The organism is Comamonas sp. CAH-2 (assembly GCF_009668305.1).
Lineage (GTDB): Bacteria > Pseudomonadota > Gammaproteobacteria > Burkholderiales > Burkholderiaceae_C > Comamonas > Comamonas aquatica.
Genome location: NZ_VSWF01000004.1, coordinates 103,617 through 125,138 on the forward strand (window position 1 = coordinate 103,617; position 21,522 = coordinate 125,138).

At 56.9% G+C, this 21,522-nt stretch carries 21 protein-coding genes and 1 tRNA gene; 5 read left to right on the forward strand and 17 right to left on the reverse strand.

The annotated features are described in order from the left end of the window. Positions 1 to 646 precede the first annotated feature (646 nt). The 13 genes from FYM52_RS04645 to FYM52_RS04705 form a co-directional block, all read right to left on the reverse strand. Positions 647 to 2,899, reverse strand: a complete 2,253-nt coding sequence (locus tag FYM52_RS04645) for a S8 family peptidase (RefSeq protein ID WP_154163257.1) — start codon at positions 2,897 to 2,899, stop codon at positions 647 to 649. Between the two features lie 3 nt (positions 2,900 to 2,902). Then, positions 2,903 to 3,994 carry an AAA family ATPase gene (locus tag FYM52_RS04650; RefSeq protein ID WP_238826121.1) on the reverse strand — a complete coding sequence of 364 codons (1,092 nt, stop codon included), beginning with the start codon at positions 3,992 to 3,994 and terminating at the stop codon, positions 2,903 to 2,905. A gap of 415 nt (positions 3,995 to 4,409) precedes the next feature. After that, entirely contained in the window at positions 4,410 to 4,592 is a 183-nt protein-coding gene (locus FYM52_RS04655) for a hypothetical protein (RefSeq protein ID WP_154163258.1), read from the reverse strand. 52 nt (positions 4,593 to 4,644) lie between these two features. Next, positions 4,645 to 5,892, reverse strand: coding sequence for a type II secretion system protein GspD (locus tag FYM52_RS04660; protein ID WP_238826122.1), 1,248 nt, complete (start codon positions 5,890 to 5,892; stop codon positions 4,645 to 4,647). Next, a complete protein-coding gene (locus FYM52_RS04665) occupies positions 5,889 to 6,962 on the reverse strand; it encodes a zonular occludens toxin domain-containing protein (RefSeq protein WP_154163259.1) in 1,074 nt (357 codons plus the stop codon). Before FYM52_RS04665 ends, FYM52_RS04660 begins: the two co-directional genes overlap by 4 nt. A 3-nt stretch (positions 6,963 to 6,965) precedes the next feature. Beyond that, on the reverse strand, positions 6,966 to 7,253 hold the full coding sequence (locus FYM52_RS04670; RefSeq protein ID WP_154163260.1) for a DUF2523 family protein: 288 nt from the start codon (positions 7,251 to 7,253) through the stop codon (positions 6,966 to 6,968). 10 nt (positions 7,254 to 7,263) lie between these two features. Continuing rightward, entirely contained in the window at positions 7,264 to 8,592 is a 1,329-nt protein-coding gene (locus FYM52_RS04675) for a hypothetical protein (protein ID WP_154163261.1), read from the reverse strand. A gap of 149 nt (positions 8,593 to 8,741) precedes the next feature. Further along, positions 8,742 to 8,981, reverse strand: coding sequence for a hypothetical protein (locus FYM52_RS04680; protein WP_154163262.1), 240 nt, complete (start codon positions 8,979 to 8,981; stop codon positions 8,742 to 8,744). A gap of 54 nt (positions 8,982 to 9,035) precedes the next feature. Further along, the gene (locus tag FYM52_RS04685; RefSeq protein WP_154163263.1) at positions 9,036 to 9,281 is read right to left on the reverse strand and encodes a hypothetical protein; all 246 of its coding nucleotides are present in this window, start codon (positions 9,279 to 9,281) and stop codon (positions 9,036 to 9,038) included. Then, on the reverse strand, positions 9,278 to 9,496 hold the full coding sequence (locus FYM52_RS04690) for a hypothetical protein (protein ID WP_154163264.1): 219 nt from the start codon (positions 9,494 to 9,496) through the stop codon (positions 9,278 to 9,280). The genes FYM52_RS04685 and FYM52_RS04690 overlap by 4 nt, the downstream gene beginning before the upstream one ends. Before the next feature lies 1 nt (position 9,497). Continuing rightward, positions 9,498 to 9,809 carry a hypothetical protein gene (locus tag FYM52_RS04695; RefSeq protein WP_154163265.1) on the reverse strand — a complete coding sequence of 104 codons (312 nt, stop codon included), beginning with the start codon at positions 9,807 to 9,809 and terminating at the stop codon, positions 9,498 to 9,500. Between the two features lie 21 nt (positions 9,810 to 9,830). After that, complete coding sequence (locus FYM52_RS04700) at positions 9,831 to 10,919, reverse strand: replication initiation factor domain-containing protein (protein WP_154163266.1); 1,089 nt, start codon at positions 10,917 to 10,919, stop codon at positions 9,831 to 9,833. A gap of 268 nt (positions 10,920 to 11,187) precedes the next feature. Continuing rightward, positions 11,188 to 11,409, reverse strand: a complete 222-nt coding sequence (locus FYM52_RS04705; protein ID WP_154163267.1) for a hypothetical protein — start codon at positions 11,407 to 11,409, stop codon at positions 11,188 to 11,190. 70 nt (positions 11,410 to 11,479) lie between these two features. On the opposite strand from FYM52_RS04705, the gene FYM52_RS04710 reads away from it, so the two are divergent. Both FYM52_RS04710 and FYM52_RS04715 read left to right on the forward strand, forming a co-directional pair. Beyond that, positions 11,480 to 12,130, forward strand: coding sequence for a hypothetical protein (locus FYM52_RS04710; protein ID WP_154163268.1), 651 nt, complete (start codon positions 11,480 to 11,482; stop codon positions 12,128 to 12,130). Next, positions 12,127 to 13,125, forward strand: coding sequence for a tyrosine-type recombinase/integrase (locus FYM52_RS04715; protein ID WP_154163269.1), 999 nt, complete (start codon positions 12,127 to 12,129; stop codon positions 13,123 to 13,125). The genes FYM52_RS04710 and FYM52_RS04715 overlap by 4 nt, the downstream gene beginning before the upstream one ends. A gap of 397 nt (positions 13,126 to 13,522) precedes the next feature. Here FYM52_RS04715 and FYM52_RS04720 read toward each other — a convergent pair. Together FYM52_RS04720 and hrcA are read right to left on the reverse strand one after the other, a co-directional pair. Continuing rightward, a tRNA-Ile gene (locus FYM52_RS04720) sits at positions 13,523 to 13,599 on the reverse strand. Between the two features lie 53 nt (positions 13,600 to 13,652). Continuing rightward, entirely contained in the window at positions 13,653 to 14,660 is a 1,008-nt protein-coding gene (gene hrcA, locus FYM52_RS04725) for a heat-inducible transcriptional repressor HrcA (protein ID WP_154163270.1), read from the reverse strand. Positions 14,661 to 14,689: 29 nt separating this feature from the next. Between hrcA and FYM52_RS04730 the strand changes: the two genes are divergently transcribed. Genes FYM52_RS04730 through rapZ form a run of 3 tightly spaced genes read left to right on the forward strand, consistent with a single transcriptional unit; the run spans position 14,690 to position 18,200 of the window. Further along, positions 14,690 to 15,592, forward strand: a complete 903-nt coding sequence (locus tag FYM52_RS04730; RefSeq protein WP_042416851.1) for an NAD kinase — start codon at positions 14,690 to 14,692, stop codon at positions 15,590 to 15,592. Between the two features lie 2 nt (positions 15,593 to 15,594). Then, positions 15,595 to 17,253, forward strand: a complete 1,659-nt coding sequence (gene recN / locus FYM52_RS04735; RefSeq protein WP_154163271.1) for a DNA repair protein RecN — start codon at positions 15,595 to 15,597, stop codon at positions 17,251 to 17,253. Between the two features lie 26 nt (positions 17,254 to 17,279). Further along, a complete protein-coding gene (gene rapZ / locus FYM52_RS04740) occupies positions 17,280 to 18,200 on the forward strand; it encodes an RNase adapter RapZ (protein WP_042416857.1) in 921 nt (306 codons plus the stop codon). Between the two features lie 147 nt (positions 18,201 to 18,347). Here rapZ and mutY read toward each other — a convergent pair whose 3' ends face one another. Together mutY and FYM52_RS04750 are read right to left on the reverse strand one after the other, a co-directional pair. Beyond that, the gene (mutY, locus tag FYM52_RS04745; RefSeq protein WP_154163272.1) at positions 18,348 to 19,433 is read right to left on the reverse strand and encodes an A/G-specific adenine glycosylase; all 1,086 of its coding nucleotides are present in this window, start codon (positions 19,431 to 19,433) and stop codon (positions 18,348 to 18,350) included. A 47-nt stretch (positions 19,434 to 19,480) separates the two neighbouring features. Next, positions 19,481 to 21,442, reverse strand: a complete 1,962-nt coding sequence (locus FYM52_RS04750; RefSeq protein WP_162524651.1) for a dynamin family protein — start codon at positions 21,440 to 21,442, stop codon at positions 19,481 to 19,483. Between the last annotated feature and the right edge of the window lie 80 nt (positions 21,443 to 21,522).

Genomic DNA, 21,522 nt, shown 5'->3' on the forward strand with positions numbered 1-21,522 from the left:
CCCCCACATCGGCAAGGACCTGCGCCGCGCTTGCCGTGGAGTTGTGCCGATTGCAGCCACCGGCGCCATCCGCGGCCGGCGTCTGCAGCGGGTGGCAACCGCCCAAGAAAAAAGGCCCCACGATTTCTCGCAGAGCCTTGTTTTCATTGGTTATTTCTTGGTAGGGCGTGGCGGACTTGAACCGACGACCAAGGGATTATGAGTCCGCATCGTGAGCCAGCTGTATGTCGCTCTATCAAGCAGATCAACGATTTGTACCGCCTCCCCCCCGCATGAGGTAGGCACTATCCAGCTATCTCGTTGACACCCTGTTGACACCAGATTGCTACCCTGAGCACACCGGCACTATGTGTTGCTAACAAGCCCTAAAAAATTCCAGGTTTGCATTTGAGGTTATGTGTGAAACCTCACAGGCTGCACAAAGCACTACTGGGCACAGGCACGGCAACGACGCACAAGGGCTGTGCAGGCACCTCTCCTCCAACTTGATGAGCCACCCAAAATTCTTCCAAGCCAGCGTAACTGGCATGAAAATTTAATGACTTATGCGAACCGTATCTATCCGCAATCGCTCATGTGTTGCAGCCAACAGCTAAATAAAATCGTATGAGGAAATAAATATTCGCTTGTCGGCTTTACCTCAATACTAACTGTTTGAAATATTAATTTCAACAGTATTCACGGCACTCTCCACATAGTTACCCAACCTATTTGTAAGAGAGTTATATATTGCATCTCCTTGATTGGCTTCATCATGTGCGCTCAAAGTCAATACGAATGAAACTTCACAATTCTTAATATCTTGAGTATTAGCCAAATCAAATTGAAAAAGATCTCGAGGAAAAACTCGAGCGCATAGCCTCATTGAGTTGCCTGAAAATTCAAGCCCGTTGGAGATATCTCTAGCATGGTGCCTAACAGGATTCCACTTCTCCTGCTCTTTCATGTAATGATCCCCATCCTCTTTTTCTATCTTCATAGAACCAAGAAGACTTGTCTCTTTGTTGCTTTTATTCTTGTACTGAAGAGCAACTTGAAGTCGTGTAGAGAAATAATTTGCCGCACCCAACTCTGATACTTTGGGATTCAATATCGCGGTTAGAACAGCTCGCCCCTTCAGCTTCCCTTCCTTAATAAATTCAGGCGGTATAGGTATATCTTCCCAGTAATACCATTGCCCGGCATCAATAGAATCTTTCCATATCAATGTAACCGATCCATCTTTACAAAACCAAGGCAACTCCTCTTTATTAAAAGGAGAACCCCATCCAATTTTATTATCGAATTTTATATTATCTGCACTATTAATCAAAAGTGCTTTCACAAGATCCGGGGATGGGTCTTTCAACATGTGGAATGCATGAGCAGCAACGGAGGACATCAAAGCCGTTGCATAGCTAGTTCCAGTGACAACAGACCCGCCGATCGTTTTCACGGAAGAAAACCATGACAGCTCGGGCTTAGTTAACTTGTCAGGGCCTGGGCCAACTAGGCACGAAGGGCAATGATCTCCAGGTAATTTCTCATCGCTTAGACGGCCGCCAACTGTTAATGCTGCTTCACAGTCAGCAGGAGGATTATATCTAATGCAGTTATTATCATCAACATTACCGATAGATATCACCGGCAGTATTTTATATTCTCTTGCAAGTTTACGAATAAAATGACCAAGCTCACTCATTTCAAGAGGAGCATCTCCGTCAATCGGCTGATTGAAAGAAAAATTCCAAACTTTGGTGTCGTGTGCATGAGCCTTAATGACTTCTTCTAAGTAACTTTTAAATTTAACCCGTGAACTCGGATCTTTACCCATCTTAGCGATTGCTTGAGCAATACCAACACGACATATCAATGATGGTAATGAAAGATGAGGATTCCATCCAGATGCTTGAACAACCAAGGAGGTAATACTATTACCATGCACGCGATCAGCATCCACATCGGATACTAAAGAGGGAGCCTGCCAAGCAACCATATGCTTGTAACTTCCCGCATGAAGTCCGCCGTCCACAATACCGACAATAGGTTGCCACTGTTGGTCAACAAGCGGCCTAATTGGGTCTGGAAGATTCGGAATTTCTGAAGTTACAAAGGGGCGAACAGGTTCAATTTTATATACATTTCCAGACGCAACTATAAGATCAAAGTCTGTCTTTGATCTAATCAGCAATGGCTCATTTACAAAAGGATCATTTCTATATGATTTTAATAAATTATTAAAACTATTCGAACTAGCACTCGTAATTACCTGCAAAGAATTTGAATCTAGCCCAGCATCCCGTGCAACCGAAATTTTTTCGTCCACCCCTGAAAAACAACCCAATGCAGCAAATGCTTCTAACTTTTCTACGACCTCAGCCCTTGCCGAACTATCTTTAAATGGAGGTAACCACACATTAAAGACTTTTCCAGCACCAGAAAAATCTAACGCCTTTTCCCAATTAGCTTCAGAGCTCCCCCTAATTGGAGAATTTTCACTAATAAGTTCTGATATCTCTTCTATGCGAGAAACTAAAACACGTGCTCTCACATCATCACTATTCTCAAGACGGTTTGTGAGGAAATCTATATTTTCATAATTTATTTCTGCTATGTAGCCACCTCTATTTGGAGAAACTAATGTCGAGGCTATATTTTTATGAAATAAATAATCCGGCTCGTATGTGGTAGCCAAAGAGTCACCAAACATCTTAATAGAAACAAGAACTTTATTTCCACGCTTGTTTTTTGGCGCTGACTTAATCCGCTTAATTTCTGCCCCAAGCTTTTGCCTTTGACTTTTCAGCCGATCAGAGACGACTTGCTTTTCATTCAATCCTCGTCCCGTAACAGTTTTTCTACGAGGTTCTTTTTTAAGAACCAAGATCGGATTTACAATTGGATTACGCTCAGGCGACATAGATCATTTCAAATAATTAGAGACAGACTGCCTAGTAACTCCTAGCAACTCAGCCGCCTCGGATTGTTTCAAGCCGTACTCATTAATCAAAGTCATCGCAAATTTTTTCTTATCCTTTAATACCTCCTCCTCAGAAATACCACGCCCCTCTGAAATAATCTTTCTCGCAAGGCTCAAAAAATCGATACCTTCATTATTGATAACAGCCTTTCGTCTAGCCGCTAGCGCATACAACTCAATATCTGCACCACTTAGTCCATCGGATAACGCAGCTAAAACTTTGGACAAATTACTATCATTAGATTCCAGCCCAAGGAAATAATCCCACAATGCGCCTCTTAAGTTGCAATCGGGAACCTTAATTTCAAGCTTGTATGAAAATCTTCTCCAAATTGCCGGATCAAGCATTTGTGAATGATTTGTCGCCGCAACCAAAACCGTGCTTGGATTCAATGAATCAATACCCTGTATCACAGTATTAACGACTCTTTTCAATTCACCCAATTCATTCCTATCATCACGCATTTTTGCAATTGCATCAAGCTCATCCAAAAATAGAACTGCATTTTTACCTGCAATAAAATCAAAAATGCTACGAATATTTTTAGCAGTATCACCTAGCAAAGAGGATATAACAGAATCCAACCTTACAACATAAAGTCGCTTCCCAAGATGGGCGGCAATATGTCCTGCGAGTAAACTTTTTCCAGTTCCGGGAGGACCCGATAGCATTAGTGATAACTTCGATGCAATACCCTTAGATGCAAGAACATCGAAATTTTGAGCATCCCGCAAAAAATCTTGGAAAATATTTTGCCCCTTCTCATCGAGAAAAATCGGGCTATCCGGCCACGCCTGCTCCTCTATCAAAGGCAACCTAGATTTGCTATCGATTGGCAACATCTCAGCATATCCAGATGTTTGAAGTGCAACCCCTCTTTTGTTCAAACAAGACTTAAATCGTCGACCCATTTGCGGATCATGCTCTGAAATCTCACGAGCCAATACTTGGCCAACTTTACGCAACTCGCTGTACTCAGCATTCATAGCTGCCTCTGCGAAACGCAGCAAATTAGAAAAAAACTCGTCTGTCATTCTTGACCTCGTTAGCAATCAGTTCAAAGAATAGCAAGCTATCGACAAGTTAGCACAAGACAGCAAAAAAAACATAACTTACGGCAAAGAATTCGTTGACTTGGTCAAAAAAAACTCAACCATCATCAACTGATGGTTGAGTTTTAGCAAATTCCAAAACACACCTCAAACACCTCTACCAACCAGCGTACATCGGCGCTCACCTCCCATGTACAGAAGCGACCCGTGGCCTAGCAACTGCTCCAAACGACGGTTGTACTAGCTAGCAGCAAGAAGCAGTCGACGCATCCAGCCGCGCATTTACAGCCCATGTGAACGGGATACAACCAACTTCGAGTCTTCGTCAGAGTCTTGCGAAGTAAGGTCAGAAAGACCTCGACCTAAACACGAACCACCAAGCCTCCGCCCAGTTCTTTCACTTCGGCCACTTTGGCTTGTCATCGGCATCGGCGAAGGTGACGAAAGTAGGAATCGGCAGATCCCCCACCTCTTCCTTACTCAAAAAACGAGCCTTCGGACGCCAACCGGGCCCCATTTGAATAGGCACATCTTTGAATGGCAAGTCATCTGCTGTAGAGGGAGTCTTTGGTTGGCTCATCGAGGCAGTCTAGCAATACTCTGAATAAAAAAGATCCCGAAGAGCCGCTTGGTCACAGTCGCTGCACCTGGAGCACCAAAAGTATTTCTGAGGTGCTGACCTCCTTGCCCGAGGTGTGCAGAAAGCTAGGCAGGAAAGACGGCCCATCGCGCGTTTGAGTGTCTTTATTCTCGGCCAGCCCTCCCAGCACGATCACGTCGCCGTCTTGCAGGCCCACCGTGGTCTTCAGCTCACGCTTGGTCAATGTCGGACTGTTGTTCACGCCCGTGGTGGTCTTAACGAAGTCCGAGAGCTGCTGGCTGATCGCTAGGTCAATCACCGCATCGCGCACCGTGGGCCGGATATCGAAGATCACGCCCGAGCTGCGGTACTCGACCGATTGCACGGCCTGGCCAGCCCCTTGCGGGAATGACAGCGCCCCCAGCACCGGCACTTCCTGGCCGACACTGAACACGCCGCGCGTGCCGGACTGAATGCGCAACGATGGCGACGAAATCACCTTGAACCGGCTATCCGTCTCGAGCATGGAATACACGGCATCGAGCGCGGTGTTCTTGAGCTGGATGAAGTTGCCCAGATTGCCTACGCCCGAGCCGATCCCCAGGTTGAGCTTGCCGCCAAGCAGGTTCGCCAGAAGGCCGAAGGCTGAGCCGGATTTGTCGGTACGGCTGACCTCATAGACCACGCCACGCACCAGCACCTCACCCGTGGCCATATCGACCTGCGGTAGCAGCTCTTGCAGCTTTTCAATCTCAGGCTGCGCGCCTGAGAAGAGCAGTACTTCGGCATCTTGGTCTATCAATGAGGCTGCAGAGCCACTGGGCACATTCCCTTCAGGCATGGACTGCCCTGAAGCGCGGACACTACGATTCACCGAGAACGAGCCTTTGAATAGAGGTGCTAGCACACGCGCCAGGTACGCCACGTCGCGGTATTGCGGTCGGTAAAGATGCAAACGTGTTTCGGGCGGTGGTGTCTCTTCGGCCTTGCGCTTGCGTACGAAATCCACCCCACCCTTGCGCTCCACGGTGTAGCCAAGGCTTTCCAGAAAGCCGCCTACAAAGGCCTGCAAATCACCTTGTCCATGTTTGAACCGGAAGGACACCAAACGGGTATCGCTCAGCACTTCGGGATCGAGCACATAAGGCGTGCTCATGACCTCGCCATAGAGAAGTTGGAGCACCTCGGACACATTGGCCGCCTGGAGATCAAAGCTGGCCGTTATGGGCGCAGCACATACCGGAAAAAACAGCGATGCAGCCAACCATGTTGCGGTTATGCATGTGCGCATCTGCTTCATGGCTTGGCTCCTGCTGTGGGTCGAGCACCGCTCCACACGGTTATGCGCTGGCCGTCGATCTCTCCCACCATAGCGCCCCCCGCATTCATGAACGCTGATGGGTGCTCCAAACGAATGCGGCCACCTTGCCCTTCAAGCACGATGAAATGCTTGCCCTGGGCCTGCAGCGAGCCGACAAGGCGCCATGTGTTGGAGATTGAGGAAACGGCGCTTGTTGCCCCCGTAGCACCCGCTGTCGTCGCTTCAGGCTTTTTTGCCAAGGGCGCGGGTGCCGCAGAAGTCAAACCTGGCTGTCCTAACTCTGCCTTTTTCTTAAAGCGCGAGGCGCTAAAAAAGTCGATGACAAAGTACATGCTGAAGCCGAATATGATGACTACGCCGATAGCTCCAATCCAGACCTTTGGACTGCGCAAAACGCTTTGGCGGCTGTCCACCTGCAGCTCCTTGCCAGCCCCTCCCACATAGCTGCTGTACAGCGGAAAAATCTTCGGGTTGTAGCGCTTCACCTCTACCGACACTCGCCCCTTAGCAGTGAGCTTGTAGCCTTCCCACATTTCAACGCGATAGGTTTTGTTCCAGCCCAGCGTTTTGATCTTCGTCGTGCGAAATGTGACCTCGACCACCACACGAAGTGTTCGATGTAAATCACTGATGTCTTGCACCATCAGCACCAGATCGCAGCTGACCTTGGTGTCGGGGTGCACGAAGTGCCGATGTTCACGGAAGAACACCTTGTGCTCAGGCAGCAGCTTGCAGTCAGTACCCCAGAAGCGCCAAGCCTCGTCGATGCAGATGATGTCGCCAGGCTGGCAGAAGGTGTCTACGTCCTGACCATGCGGCAGGAAGCTGGCCTGTGGCACATCATCGTTGGTGCAATGCACGACTTCGCCGAGCTGTTCCATCGGCATGCCGAATTTTTCATGGCAGTAGGCGCGGATCGCATCGCTGTCGATGCCATCCACATTGGTGACCACGCGACGCCCTGCTTTGACGGCAGGCACGATCACCGAGGACACGCATTCATACGATTTGCCAGAACCCATCAGACCGGTATAGGTGTTGATGGGCATGACTTATCCGATCACCGGCATGCGGCGGATGATGAAGCGTGTCGCATAGGCCGACACCACGAGCGATAGCCCCATTGGAAGTTGGAACACATCTAGAAAAAACCATGTCCCCGCTGTGATGCCGGAGAGTGACCCGCTAATGGCACTGCCACTGGGTACCAGGGCCGCAATGAAGCCGACAAACTCGCTGGTGATGAAGTACAGAGCAAAGAAAAGTGCGAACTTGATCAACAGGGATCGGAAGACCCAAACCAAGACGGAGTTGAGAGCGGAAAGAAGAATGCCAAACATGGTCAAGCCCTCACGCCGAAAGCACAATGAACAGGGCCATTGCAGCCCACGCAAAGGCCATTGCAGCTTGCAAGATATGTTTGTTGTCCTCAATCAGCTTGCAGTGTGCTTCGATCACGATCGGCCCGTACAGATCAATCGTTGGCCGAGGACAAACACCCGTTACCCCTTGAACTTCGAAATGACGCAGCTCAGGCAGAAGCTGCAAGATCGGTTCGGCGATTTGCTGTGCCGTTGGGATTTGCTCCAGCGTCGGGGCACCGATTGCAGGATCAGGGCCGAGATTGACTTGTGGTTGATCTTTGGCCGGGTTGGTGGTCCCTTCATTTGGTTGTGGCGAAGGCGTCAGCTCCGGAGCCGTTGGGTTTGATGGCAATGCCCATGGGTTGGGGTTGCCCATCGTCACGGGATTCGGGCGCACAAAGTCACGTACGGTTGGCCAGTATTCGGGATGCGCTTGTGCCCAGCGAGCAGCCTCCGTAGACGTGATGGGGTTGCTTTGCGGGTACGGCAGCCCGTCATATCCGGGCTGCTGCGCGGCTTGCTGCCAAGCACGGTTCGCCAGAGCCGCGAGAAGCGTAGGGTTTAGCTGCTTGTTCAAGTCGCTCTCAGGCAACCCTTTAATGGCCTCTGCGGGGCTTAAACCGGTTCGAATGGAATCACCTGGGAAGGTCAGCGGAACGCATTGGCTACCCTTGTAGTAGTGACCGCCCGGGCAGCTCACAGCGCCCCTTCCCTTACTCACATAGATAGATAAGCCGGTGTTGGTCTTGAGCGTGTAAACGCCACCAGATGCATCGTAGCTACCTGACACAGCCGACTGCCCTAGATTCGATACAGTTTGCGCAGCCATGGCCTCTGCAGATGCAGCGCAGCCCCCACCGCCTTGATTGGTGCACCACACATCATTACCAAAGAAAGTGCCCGGCACATTAGCAGGGGACAGTGCGCCTGAATGCTCATCGATTTTTCCGTCGCTGAAGAGCCATTTAACCAATGCATCCAGCCCCAAGCTAACAGCAAAGGTAACCACAGCACCAATACCCGCAGCCAGAGCGACCGTTGCCCATGCAGGGGCGGTAACAGCTCCAACCGTCACCGCTGCTGCAGTTGTTCCAGCTACTCCAGTTAATGCCGGGCTGATTCTTGCAATCGTGTTCCCAAACCGAGGATCATTTGCAGCAAAGCCACGCGTCCGCATGGAATCTTGCAAAACGCCTGAAACCGCACGATTGACTTGCTCCGGCTGCGGATTAGGAAGCGCCTGCGACCAAGCAGCACTTGGAAGCATTAGCAGTAGAGATAGCTTGGCGATCAGCCAGGATTTGAAGAGATTCATTCCAGCCCCTTGATGATTGCCAAAGCACACACGATGCCCCATGCAAAAATGAACAAATACCAAAGCGAAGTCATCAAAAACTCCCGTCCAGAAAACAAACGAGCGGGGTGATCAGGCCCGCCCGGTTCACTCAATGCGTGGTGCGCTGGTTAGCCGCCACGAATCCAGCGCAGGGCCATCTTTGCGGCCCACATGGTTGCGTAAACCATCGCCAGGACGGCTGCAACGGCCATCACTGCCGCAATCACGTCTTCCGCCTTGAAAACCCCCGTGATAGGGCTCAGGTCAATCCCTGTGGTTTGTGCGGCAGCAGTACCGCTGACAACTGCCAGGCCCGAGGTCACAACAGCTGCAATAGCTGCCTTGGTGACATTGAATTTCTTCTTCATGCGAAGTTCTTTCTAAAGTTGATTGAGCGGGAACCGCCCGCTCGACGGTGCAGTTCACCCGTGTCGAATGAGCCGCAAAATTTCTCCGACCATCCGTGCGAAAACAAAACACATCAGGACAGTGGTAAAGCCAATGCCAAAGGCCTGTGCAGCGACGCCTGAGTCGAGTGAAGGAGCCGAGCTGCTGACCTGCTGCAGAGCTTGCAAGTCGATGGCTAGCTCTTTACGGTGGTGCTGTTGGCATTCGCCCGTTTCAATGCTGTGTGGCATTTCGCAATAGAGGACAAATGCCTTGGTCACTGCACGAACTCCTCGCAGCTCAGTGGCTGGTAGAGCTGGATCAGCGAAGCACGGCCATCGAAGTGATCGACAGCGGCATGTATGGCTGCTTCACGGGTATCAAAGGGCACGGCGTGGGCCAGCAGGCTCTGAGTAATGACACCACCCTCGCCGTCCGGCGCAAGAAAGGCACCGTCATCTGTTGACTGGACATACCAGCAAGGGCGGTAGTCCATGTCAGGCACCCTTCGCTTGCTTGGTCAATTCAAGCGGACGCAGCGAGACGATTTGCGTCTTCTGTGTCTTGCCGTTGGTGACGATTTCCATCTCAGCATCACAGTCGAGAGGAAAAGGAAGATGCTTGTACTTGTGATATTCGTCGCTGGAGCCAAAGCCGTACTCAATTGACGCAGTGCCTTTGCCCATTCCCTTCGAGTCATCCAGCTCCGTCTGCACATAAATTTTGGTGCTGTCGTACTCCTGGCCACTTTCCAGCTTCCCCTTGGAGCCTTTAATTCCTGTCACAGTGATGCGGGTCGAAAATTTCATGATGTTTCTTTAATTCCGGCGTTAAATAGTTGCCAGCCCGGCCGGTTCGGGAGGCGTGGAAGAAAAGCGTTTGAGGGACTTGCGTATGCCCGCTTGCATAGCCTCCAGGGAAATGCCATTGAGTGATTTCGGGAGTGGCCGATGCGCCTGGTTTTCAGCGATGTCCATCAACCAGTCGAAGCCGGCAGCAAGGGAGAGATGCACCAGGGATGGGGCGACGGTGCGTTCAAACCAGCGCACCGTGCGTTCGACGGAAGACTCCGCAACTTTTTGCAGCGTGGGAATGGCCTGGGGTTCGACGTTTTCCAGGATGCGGGCCGTGAAGCCGTAGGCTCCGGCAAAGAAAGAGGCCGGGCGGATCAACGTTTCCAGAGGGATGACCCGGTTTGCACTGCGCAGCTCGACTTCGGCACGCCACCAGGGATCGTCCAGCAGCTTGAACTGGTGGCCTTTGTCGTAGCCACGGAACATCTTTCCGCTGTCGCGCTTGCCCACATAGAAGGTGGAGGCAAACCCTTTTTTGCTACCGGCGTCATCGAACGATGGCTTGCGTCCACGGTAGGAAAATTCGTCGTTCTGATAGGCCTCATAGGCTGCATCGAACCCATATTTGCCATCGAAGAAATCGCGGGCCAGGTCGATGCGGGTCACCTTGCCTTGCAAGGGCAGGAAGAAGTCATACAGGCGCTGTTCCCAGCCTGCTTGGCCGAAAGTGCAGCCTTCGCCCTTCACGGTGAAGCAGAAGGTACCGCGCTGGCTGACACCACCACCGCTGACGCTAGCTACTTCCTTGCCGTGTTCATTGATGATGGTGTACGAGTGGTCGTAGTAGTCCCTGCCTGGCCGGGCTTCACCAGGCAGAAAGCCCAGGAGCTTGGCGAAATGCACCGCCAGGTCTTGCACGATCTCGCTGTCGAGCTGCAGGCCATCCACGATCAGCTCACCCTTGCTGGGAATCTGGGCCGCGAACAGCGTTTCACGCTGCACGGTACAACGGAAGTAATCCACGATGACACCGGCATCTGCATGTGCGGCGCGCTCGGCACAAAGAATTTTGACCTTCTTGCCTTCAAGCACCAGGCGTTCATCGGTCTGGTAGCTCTGCTTCATTTGTTCATCCCCGTGTTACTCGGGGGGGATATGCGGCGCGAAGCGCCTGGGCGGCTGTCCTCGCTACGCTGCGGGCAGACGCCCAGGCACTTCTTAGGCTCGACAAGCGCCGCCGCCTGATTGGGCTTAACAACCTCCAACAGCTGACCCAAGGTGACCACAGTGCGAGTACGTAGCTCGGGCCAGAAATCAAGCTGTGCCGAAGGAGCATCTTTCCGCCCCGCCTTGCGGGAGAAAAAAGAGGATTGCTTTGTCATCCAACTGGCTCTCACAGCACAGCCTCTTGTGCTCGTGCCGCAGCCAGGACGCGCACCGCCTCAACATTGATAAAGACGCGACGACCTACCTTCATCTGTGGCCAGTAACCGCGATCAGCCTGAGCAATGAGCACGCCGACAGGCAAACCGATTGCATTAGCGAAAGCTTCACGCGTCATCAGGGGACTACACACAGCAGCACCCAATGGCAGATAAGATTGATCGAGACTCATGTTCTTTAACCTCCAATTCGTCTTATTTGGACGATTTGTAAGTTTAAGACTCTATTGCTAAGGCAGAGCTATGTCAACAACTATTGAAGACCGCTTAATTCTTTTGCTGAAGGAAGACGGAGAGCACCACGGCTACTGGCAGTCACTCGAAGAAGTGACAGGCATATCAGCCCAAAGATGGAGAAAAGCTTTTGCGAGGAGGCAACGGCCTACAACAGACATGTTTGCGGCCATCTGCAAGCTCTACCCGAAGTACGCGTTCTGGCTTGCAACAGGAATCACAGATGCAGTGAACGGACACGTCGCGCCACAAACAGCACTGACCTTTCCCGAGCGCCTGTACTCAGACGGAGAGACGACAAATGACTATTTCACTCAATCCCTGAAACTTGCAGACAAGCTGTATGCAGAAGCGAATGTTGATATCGAAGATGAAAAGCAGCGGATGTATGCGGTTGAGCGAATACATCCACTTGCACACTGGATTGCAAGTCCGCTGATTGAAAAGGCCTACGAGCTGTCCACATCAGAGGAATACAAGAAGCTCCAGAAGCTATGGCAGCGACGTGAACAAGATCGCTCCGAATTGCTGCAGAAGGCCACGACACCAGCTACCAAGCACAGCATGACTGACGAACCTCGGCGCACACCTATGTTGGGCTCCGACGACCGCACTGCTCACCAATCCATGTTCGAGCTGTTCTTCCGTGCAAAGAAATGACAATAAAGAAAACTGACTCTGGCTGGCTGGTAGATGTTCAGCCTGGTGGTCGAGGTGGCAAACGTTTTCGCAAGAGTTTCAGAACGCAGGCTGAAGCGAAGGCCTGGGAGGCATGGCTAAAAACTCAAGTTAACCAAGATGCCGACTGGCAGCCAGAGCGCCGCGACACTCGCAAGTTGAGCGAGCTGATCGAACTTTGGTACATACATCATGGATCCGGGCTCAAAGCTGCAGCCAACACATACGGGCGTTTAAAGCTTGCCTGCGCAGCAATGGGCAACCCTGTAGCAGACAGGTTTTCGGTAAATACATTTGCGACTTATCGCGCCCAAAGACTAGAAGCAGGTATTGCCCCAAATAGCGTCAATCGCGAACATGCCTACTTACGTTCAGTTTTCAATGAACTTAAGCGCTTGGGCCAGTGGAACAAACCTAACCCCCTGGCAGAGCTTAGGCAGTTCAAGGTAGAAGAGCGCGAACTCTCTTACCTGACCAAAGAGCAGATAAAGCGACTGCTAGCAGCTCTGCAGGAAGGAAGGAATCGTCACGCCTCTTTGGTTGCAAAAATATGCCTCTCAACTGGTGCTCGATGGGGCGAAGCTGAGAAGCTAGAGGCCAGGCATGTCAGAAATGGGCAGATTCAGTTTGCCGGAACCAAGTCTGGGAAGCTGCGCATACTTCCGATCAGCTCTGAACTTGAACATGAGATTCAAGCCCATCACAACAAGCTTGAAACAGGGCTGCAGCTTTTCTCACCTTGCTACTCGGCGTTTCGAGAGGCTGTTGATCGCGCCGAAATCGATTTGCAAGAAGGGCAACTGACACACGTTCTCAGGCACACATTTGCCTCTCACTTCATGATGAATGGCGGGAACATTTTGGTTCTTCAAAGAAGCCTGGGGCACGCAAACTTAACTATGACGATGCGCTATGCACACCTGGCACCAGACCATCTGCGTGAAGTCATAAAGCTCAATCCTTTGTCTGGCCTCTAAGCGTCTCAGGCACAGGCTCGTTCAGAGGCTGCAGCACGATCCAACCAAGCTCATTGGCCTGATCGATAAGCATCTTGCACGCTTCCGCCTTAGTCCAGCCATAAACAATGCGCTGGCCATTCGAGAGAGCGTAATGGTGCTTTTTATGCGCGGGCCCGACAGAGTCAGCAGGAATTGAAGCCGTAACCAAGTTCGCTTCAACCAAGCCTCCATCAATGAGCACAAGCAAATTATCTTTTGACCTCGCCATACCCCCTCCTTTAGACGATGGTACCAAGAGGAAAAGCTGCAAAAAAGCCTAGCTACAAACAGGACAGAAGGACGCGCCCCTGTTGACACTTCGTTGACAGTCCCAACGAAAAACGGGCTACGATTTCTCGTAACCCGTTGATATTATTGGTAGGGCGTGGCGGACTTGAACCGACGACCAAGGGATTATGAGTCCCCTGCTCTAACCAACTGAGCTAACGCCCCAACCGGGCTTGCCAACCCATGGCCGGGCCCGCAAAGCCTGCGCATTGTAACGGCTAGCGGTGGTGGCTCAGCGCATTGCTGACCAGCTTGGAAGTGATGTCCACAATCTGGATCATCTTGTCGTAAGGCATGCGCGTCGGGCCGATCACCCCCAGGGTGCCCACCACCTGCCCATCGACCTCGTAGGGGGCACTCACGACCGACAGCTCCTCGAACGGCACCACCTGGCTCTCACCACCGATGTAGATGCGCACCCCCTCGGCCTTGCTGGAGAAGTCCAGCAGGTGCAGCAGCTGGGTCTTTTGCTCGAACAGGTCGAAGGCGCGGCGCAGGTTGCCCATGTCGCTGGAAAAGTCGCTGACGGACAGCAGGTTGCGCTCGCCGGAAATGATGACCTGGTCCTGGAGGCCGGGGCTCATGGCTTCGGCGCTGATGTTCACGGCGGCCTGCATCAACTGGGCCACCTCACCGCGCAGTTGTTCCACCTCCTGCTTGATGCGCTCGCGCACCTGCTCGATGTCCAGGCCGGCGTAATGCGCGTTCAGGAAATTGGAGGCTTCCAGCAGTTGGGTCGAGGAGAAATCGGCATCCGTGAAGATCACACGGTTTTGCACATCGCCCTGGGGCGAGACGATGATGACCAGCACGCGCCGTTCGGACAGTTTCACGAACTCCAGGTGCTTGAACACCGAACTGCTGCGCGGTGCCATGACCACGCCCACGAACTGGGACATGTTGGACAGCAGTTGCGCCGCATTCGCAATCACCTTCTGCGGCTGCTCGGCCGCCAGGGCCGGCGTCACCAGGCTGCCTTGCTGTACGGTCAGCATGGTGTCCACAAACAGGCGGTAGCCGCGGGCGGTGGGAATACGTCCGGCCGAGGTGTGGGGGCTGGCGATCAGGCCCAGTTCCTCCAGGTCGGACATCACGTTGCGGATGGTCGCGGGCGACAATTCCAGGCCCGAGGCGCGCGACAAAGTGCGCGACCCCACCGGCTGGCCGTCGGCAATGTAGCGCTCGACCAGCGCTTTCAACAACAACTTGGCACGTTCATCGAGCATGCACAGATTTTAATGATGTAATTTCCTTTATGACGTCCAAGTTTCGCCACGTTGCCTTGGTTGGGAAATACCAAGCCTCCACCGCCTCCGACGCTTCCACGGCCCAGTCCCGTGAGGTCTTGCAGGACATTGCCGACTTTTTGCAGACGCAGGGCTGTGAAGTCATCGTGGAGGCGGAAACCGCCGCGCACACCGGCCTGCACCAGCGCCTGCCCAGCATGGATGTGGATGGCCTGGGCCGGCATTGCGACGTGGGCATTGTGGTGGGCGGCGATGGCACCATGCTGGGTATCGGCCGCCACCTGGCCCGGTACGGCACCCCGCTGATCGGCATCAACCAGGGGCGCCTGGGCTTCATCACCGACATTGCGCTGGACGACTACCAGCATGTGCTGCAGCCCATGCTGCACGGCCAGTACGAGGAGGATGCACGCCCGCTGATGCACGCGCGCGTGGTGCGCAACGAGCAGTGCGTGTTCGAGGCCCTGGCCATGAACGACGTGGTGGTCAACCGCGGCGGCACCTCGGGCATGGTGGAACTGCGCGTGGAAGTCGATGGGCGCTTTCTGTCCAACCAGCGCGCCGACGGCCTGATCGTCGCCACGCCCACTGGCTCTACGGCCTACACCCTGTCCGTCGGCGGTCCGCTGATGCACCCATCCATCCCGGCCTGGTTAATGGCGCCGATTGCGCCACACACCCTGTCCAACCGCCCCATCGTGCTGTCCGACCAGACGGAAGTGATGATGGAAGTGGTCGGCGGCCGCGATGTCAGCGCGAATTTCGACATGCAGTCGCTGGCATCGCTGCTGCACGGCGACCGCATCTACGTGCGCCGCTCGGCCTACAGCGTGCACTTTCTGCACCCCGTGGGCTGGAACTACTTTTCCACGCTGCGCAAGAAGCTGGGCTGGAACGAAGGGGGCTATTGAACATGGCGCTCAAGCGGATTGCACTGCGCGACTTCGTCATCGTGCAGCAGCTCGACCTGGATCTGCACACCGGATTCACCGTGCTGACGGGCGAGACCGGCGCCGGCAAATCGATCCTGATCGATGCCTTGCAGCTGGTGCTGGGCAGCCGCGCCGACACCGGCGTGGTGCGTGAGGGTGCCAGCCAGGCCGACATCAGCGCCGAATTCGACTGCCCCGCCCAACTGCAGCTGTGGCTGGAGGAAGGCGGCTTTGCCCAGGAAGACAGCCTGCTGCTGCGCCGCGTGATCGACACCCAGGGCCGCAGCCGCGCCTGGATCAACGGTGCGCCCGCCACTGCCACGCAGCTGCGCGGCCTGGGCGAGGCCCTGCTGGACATCCATGGCCAGCATGCCTGGCAAAGCCTGACGCGGGCCGACGCGGTGCGCGAGCTGCTGGATGCCTACGCCGGCGTCAGCACCCAGGCGCTGCGCCAGCACTGGATGGTCTGGCGCGCCGCCGCCAAGAATCTGGAGCATGCGATCGCGGCCCAGGACACCGTGCAGCGCGAGCGCGAGCGCCTGCAGTGGCAGATCGGCGAGCTGGACAAGCTCAGCCCCGGCGCCGACGAATGGGACGAGCTGAACACCCAGCACACGCGCCTGTCCCATGCCCAGGCGCTGCTGGAGACGGCTCAGGGCGCCCTGTTCCTGCTGGAAGATGACGAGGCCGGTATCAGCGGCCCGCTGGGGCGCGCGCAGGACATGCTGCAGGACAAGGAGCACCTGGAGCCCGAGTTCCAGGCGATCGCCGATGTGCTGGCCTCCAGCCTGGCACAGATCAACGACGCCCAGCACTCGCTGCAGATCTATCTGCGACGCACCGAGCTGGACCCCGACAAGCTGGCCGAGCTGGACGAGCGCCTGTCGCTGTGGATGCAGCTGGCGCGCCGCTACAAGCGCACCCCCGAGGAGCTGCCCGGCCTGCTGCAGTCCTGGCGCGACGAGCTGCGCCAGCTGGATGCGGTGGTCGACATCGGCCGCCTGCGCCAGGCGGAGCAACGCGCCCACGAGGCCTACCAGGCATCCGCCCGCGAGCTCTCGCAGCAGCGCGCCAAGGCCGCGCCCAAGCTGTCGCGCGCCATCACCCAGGCCATGCAGGGCCTGGGCATGCAGGGCGGCAAATTCGAGGTGCAGCTGGACAAGCTGACCGAGCCCAGCCCCCACGGCGTGGACAGCGTGCAGTTCCTGGTGGCCGGCCACCCGGGCGCCACGCCCAAGCCGATCGGCAAGGTGGCCTCGGGCGGCGAGCTGTCCCGCCTGTCGCTGGCGATTGCCGTCACCACCAGCCAGTTGGGCCAGGCCGGCACGCTGATTTTTGACGAGGTGGATTCCGGCGTCGGCGGCGCCGTGGCCGAAACCGTGGGCAAGCTGATGCGCGCCCTGGGGCGCGACCGCCAGGTGCTGGCCGTCACCCATCTGCCCCAGGTGGCCGCCTGCGCCGACCACCACTACGTGGTCGCCAAGAAGCGTGACAAGGGCGGCACCAGCAGCTCGGTCACACCCACCGACGCCACGCAGCGTGAGTGCGAGATTGCGCGCATGCTGGGCGGAGAGAAGATCTCCGACACCACCATGGCCCACGCCCGCGAGATGCTGCTGCAGGCCGCCCACACCCCCTAAACCCCTCGATCACGCAAAGGCAGGCTATGACGGATTTGGAAATTGTGCTGATCACCGGCATGTCGGGCTCCGGCAAGTCAGTCGCACTCCACGCCCTGGAAGACGCGGGCTACTACTGCGTGGACAACCTGCCGCCCGAGCTGCTGGCCGACTTTGTGCGCCTGCAGCACGTGCACCATGGCAACCGCGTGGCGATCGCCATCGACGCCCGCAGTGCCGCAGGCCTGCCCGATCTGCCGCGCGAGCTGGAGAAGCTGCAGCGCCTCAAGGCCTCGGGTGTGCACCTGCACGTGCTGTTCCTGGACGCCTCCACCAGCACCCTGGTGCGCCGCTTCTCCGAGACCCGGCGCCGCCACCCACTGTCCCAGTCCAAGCTGCCCGACGGCCGCCAGGCCCTGGTGGAGATCATCGAGCAGGAGCGCGAGCTGCTGGGCGACCTGCGCGAGTACGCCCACGTGATCGACACCAGCAACATCCGCGGCTCGCAGCTGCAAAGCTACGTCAAGGCCTTGATCCAGGCGCCCGCCAACCAGATGACGCTGGTGTTCCAGTCCTTCGGCTTCAAGCACGGCATCCCGGTCGATGCCGACTACGTGTTCGACGTGCGCATGCTGCCCAACCCCTATTACGACCTGGAGCTGCGCCCCCTGACCGGTATGGACGAGCCGGTGCAGCGCTTTCTGCGCCAGCAGCCCGACGCGGCGGCGATGCAGACGCACATCGCCCAGTTCCTGGACCACTGGCTGCCGGCCCTCAACGCCAACCACCGCAGCTACGTCACCGTGGCCATCGGCTGCACCGGCGGCCAGCACCGCTCCGTCTACCTGGTGGAACAGCTGGCCCAGCGCTACCAGGCGCAATGGACCACGCTGCGCCGCCACCGCGAAATGGACAGCCGCGGCCCAGCCGCCGCCGCTCCGGTGCCCGAGGCGCCACAGCTACTCTAAACAAAAAAAAGAGCTGCTCGCGCTCGATTCACAAGCAGTTCAAATACTTTTGTATTTGAATGCCTTTAAAAACAAGCACTAACAGCTCCTTTTTTCATACCCCTGCACCGCCCCTGCCACTGCGCAGGCACAGTCGGCCGCTTCAAGCTAACCGGCGGCAATGGCCTCCACCAGCTTGCGCACGGGTGCCGGCAGGCCTTGCTGCAACCAGTCCACTGCAGACTGCCACTGCCCGGCGCCCAGCTCCGCAGAGTCCAGGGGCAGGCGGCCCTCGGCCAGCTCCACCACCACCGGGTGCAGGAACAGGTCGCGGTGCGTCAGCACATGCAGCTGCGCCGGCCAGTCCTCGCGCCGGGCCACGGGCAGGGCCAGGGTCTCCAAGCCGTCCTCCAGCGCCGGGGCGCTGGCAAACACCGGCGGGCTGAACAGCCCGGCCCAGATGCCGGTCTCCCCGCCCTGGACAGGGCGGCGCTGCAGCCACAACTGCCCTTGCGGATCGCGCAGCACCAGCAGCCACCAGGACTGGGTGCTGCGCCGCGTTTTGCGGGTCTTGACCGGGTAGGCCTGCGGCGCGCCCTGCTGTGCGGCGCGGCAATGCGGCTGCAACGGACACACCAGGCAGGACGGGTTGCGCGGCAGGCACACGGTGGCGCCCAGATCCATCAGGCCCTGGGTGTAGCGCGGCATGCTGCTGGCCAGCTCCTGCGTCGGCAGCAGGTCTTCTGCCAGGGTCCACAAGGCCTTTTCGTTGCGGCTGCTGGACAGGTCTTCGCCATAGGCCAGCACCCGGGTCAGCACCCGTTTGACGTTGGCATCCAGGATGGCCACGCGCTCGCCAAAGCAGAACGAGGCGATCGCCGCCGCCGTGGACCGGCCGATGCCCGGCAACGTGGCCAGCACGGCCGCGCTGCGCGGGAAGGCCCCGCCATGCAGTTGCACCACCGCCTGGGCGCAGGCGTGCAGGTTGCGCGCCCGGGTGTAGTAGCCCAGGCCACTCCACAGCGCCATCACATCGTCCTGCGGCGCGGCTGCCAGGCTGGCGACGTCCGGGAAGCGCTGCAAGAAACGCTCGTAGTAGCCCAGCACCGTGCTGACCTGGGTCTGCTGCAACATGATTTCGGACAGCCAGACGCGATACGGGTCACGGGTCTGCTGCCAGGGCAGGTGGTTGCGGCCATGGCTGGCCTGCCAGCGGACCACGTCCGTGGCGATAGGAGGGAGAGGGGGATTCAAGGGAAAGCAACAGGTCAGAGAACGAAAGCCACAGGGCGCACGCAGCCTCAGACACCGGCGGCCGGGGCATCGGTCAGTGTGACCTCTGGCTCGGGCGGCTGCAGCAGTTGCTGCATCCACTGCGCCAACCGCTGCTCCAGCGCGGTGAGCTGCTGCTCCGCCGACTCGATCTCGGCAATCCGCTCCATCAGGCCGCTGGCCGCTTCGCTGATGCGGTCCACCGCCTCGATGCGGCGGGCAAAGCTGCGCTTGCGCTCCTTCAATTGTGCATCCAGCTGCGATGTGGCGCTTTTGCTCCACAAATCCAGGTCATTCGCTGCGGACTCGAACAGAGTGCGCAACCGCATGCCCAGGGCCTTGACCATGCGCTGGCCAAACAGCGGGTTCGCCAACTTGAGCGCATGGCCGAATCCCAGGTACTGCAGGTAGCTCTCCTCGATCTGCGCCAGCTCGCGGTCGAAGTCGTGCAGCTGCAAGTCACCAGGCAATTGCAGGGAGAAGCCAAACTCCGTGTTCAGTTCCTTGAACGTGGCGCTGAGCATGGTCTGGATTTCGCCGGCGGCGGCCTTGGCCTGCTGTCCCAGGCCACGCAGGCTCTCGAACGTGGCCGCATAGACCTTGCGCACCCCCAGCTTCAGTCCGGAATGCTCCAGTGCCCCAGCCAGTTGCTCCAGCTCGCGCCGCAGCGAGGTCGCGCCCAGCAGCTGGAAGGCCTGGTTCATGAGCTTGAGGTGCACCGTGCGCACCGCCAGAATCTTGGCGCTGCTGTCCTCGAACGTGCGCTGCTCCTGCTGGATGCGCTGGCGCATGCTCTGGATCACCGTGGCATTCTTGCCGCGCAGGCTGCGCAGCTCCAGCATCTGCTCGTCCAGGTCGCGGCGCCGGATCTGGATGGCGCGCTGCACCTGGGCCTGCAACTGTGTCACACCCGCCCCCACAACGTTGCGCAGGATGCTCTGGCGGTGTGCCAGGATGCCCTGCGCCAGCAGGTCCTCGAACAAGGGCAGACCACTGCGCTGCAGCAGAGGGGCATTGCTCTCGATCTTGGCCATCAGGCCTTTCTGCGCCGACAGCGGCAGGATGCGCGCCGGATCGATGCCCAGAATCTGCGCACTCTGCGCACGCTGGCGGTTCAGCTGGGCCTGCACTTCCGTGCCGGAATCCAGGCTGCCCCACAGGGTGTCGATCTTGTTCAGCACCACCAGGTGGGCATCGCCCTCGCGGTGGCAGGGCAGCAGGTGCTCGCGCCAGATGGCCAGGTCCGACTTGGTCACACCCGCATCGGCCGCCAGCAGGAACACCACGGCATGGGCCTGGGCGATCAGGTTGACGGTCAGCTCCGGCTCGGTGCCGACGGCATTCAGGCCCGGCGTGTCGACGATCACCAGCCCCTGCTTGAGCAGCGGGTGGGCCATGTTCAGCAGGGCATGGCGCCATTTGGGAATCTCAACCAGCCCCTGCTCATCGGGCACGGGGTTGTCGGCGCCCGCCTCATCACTCCAGAAGCCCAGGGTCCTGGCCTCCTCCACCGGCACCTTGCACACCTGCGCCACATGCGCCAGGGTGCTGGCCAACTGGTCCGGGTCGTGCACGTCCATGGGCAGCTGCACCCAGGTCGAAGGCCGGCTGCGCCATTCCGCCAGGCTGTAGGGCTGCGCCCGGGTCTCCACCGGCAGCAGCCGCAGGCAGGGGGGCAAGGCCGGGTCGTAGCCCAGCTCGGTCGGGCACATGGTGGTGCGCCCCGGCGTGGCCGGCATGATGCGCCGGCCATAGTGGGCAAAGAACACGGCGTTGATCAGCTCGGACTTGCCGCGCGAGAACTCTGCCACAAAGGCCACACAGACCTTGTCACCGCGCAGCAGATGCTCCAGGCGCAGCAGGTGGTCCTGCACGGCGGCATCCAGCAGGTCCTGGGCCGCCAGCCAATCCCGGAAACCGGCCATCTGAGCGGCAAACCCCTTGCGCCATTGGCCAAAACGATCAAATTGCTCGCCGAATGAAAGGCCCACGATCATCCCCTCTCGCAACGTCTGTGTGCTGCCTGCATGCAATATACCTGCAGCCCGCCTGCGGGGAGCCCGGTGAATGT

Excerpts from the sequence above, each read along its gene's own strand:
- FYM52_RS04645 (WP_154163257.1), bottom strand. The coding sequence starts at position 2,899 with ATGTCGCCTGAGCGTAATCCAATTGTAAATCCGATCTTGGTTCTTAAA.
- FYM52_RS04650 (WP_238826121.1), bottom strand. The coding sequence starts at position 3,994 with ATGACAGACGAGTTTTTTTCTAATTTGCTGCGTTTCGCAGAGGCAGCT.
- FYM52_RS04655 (WP_154163258.1), bottom strand. The coding sequence starts at position 4,592 with ATGAGCCAACCAAAGACTCCCTCTACAGCAGATGACTTGCCATTCAAA.
- FYM52_RS04660 (WP_238826122.1), bottom strand. The coding sequence starts at position 5,892 with ATGAAGCAGATGCGCACATGCATAACCGCAACATGGTTGGCTGCATCG.
- FYM52_RS04665 (WP_154163259.1), bottom strand. The coding sequence starts at position 6,962 with ATGCCCATCAACACCTATACCGGTCTGATGGGTTCTGGCAAATCGTAT.
- FYM52_RS04670 (WP_154163260.1), bottom strand. The coding sequence starts at position 7,253 with ATGTTTGGCATTCTTCTTTCCGCTCTCAACTCCGTCTTGGTTTGGGTC.
- FYM52_RS04675 (WP_154163261.1), bottom strand. The coding sequence starts at position 8,592 with ATGAATCTCTTCAAATCCTGGCTGATCGCCAAGCTATCTCTACTGCTA.
- FYM52_RS04680 (WP_154163262.1), bottom strand. The coding sequence starts at position 8,981 with ATGAAGAAGAAATTCAATGTCACCAAGGCAGCTATTGCAGCTGTTGTG.
- FYM52_RS04690 (WP_154163264.1), bottom strand. The coding sequence starts at position 9,496 with ATGGACTACCGCCCTTGCTGGTATGTCCAGTCAACAGATGACGGTGCC.
- FYM52_RS04695 (WP_154163265.1), bottom strand. The coding sequence starts at position 9,809 with ATGAAATTTTCGACCCGCATCACTGTGACAGGAATTAAAGGCTCCAAG.
- FYM52_RS04700 (WP_154163266.1), bottom strand. The coding sequence starts at position 10,919 with ATGAAGCAGAGCTACCAGACCGATGAACGCCTGGTGCTTGAAGGCAAG.
- FYM52_RS04705 (WP_154163267.1), bottom strand. The coding sequence starts at position 11,409 with ATGAGTCTCGATCAATCTTATCTGCCATTGGGTGCTGCTGTGTGTAGT.
- FYM52_RS04710 (WP_154163268.1), top strand. The coding sequence starts at position 11,480 with ATGTCAACAACTATTGAAGACCGCTTAATTCTTTTGCTGAAGGAAGAC.
- FYM52_RS04715 (WP_154163269.1), top strand. The coding sequence starts at position 12,127 with ATGACAATAAAGAAAACTGACTCTGGCTGGCTGGTAGATGTTCAGCCT.
- hrcA (WP_154163270.1), bottom strand. The coding sequence starts at position 14,660 with ATGCTCGATGAACGTGCCAAGTTGTTGTTGAAAGCGCTGGTCGAGCGC.
- FYM52_RS04730 (WP_042416851.1), top strand. The coding sequence starts at position 14,690 with ATGACGTCCAAGTTTCGCCACGTTGCCTTGGTTGGGAAATACCAAGCC.
- recN (WP_154163271.1), top strand. The coding sequence starts at position 15,595 with ATGGCGCTCAAGCGGATTGCACTGCGCGACTTCGTCATCGTGCAGCAG.
- rapZ (WP_042416857.1), top strand. The coding sequence starts at position 17,280 with ATGACGGATTTGGAAATTGTGCTGATCACCGGCATGTCGGGCTCCGGC.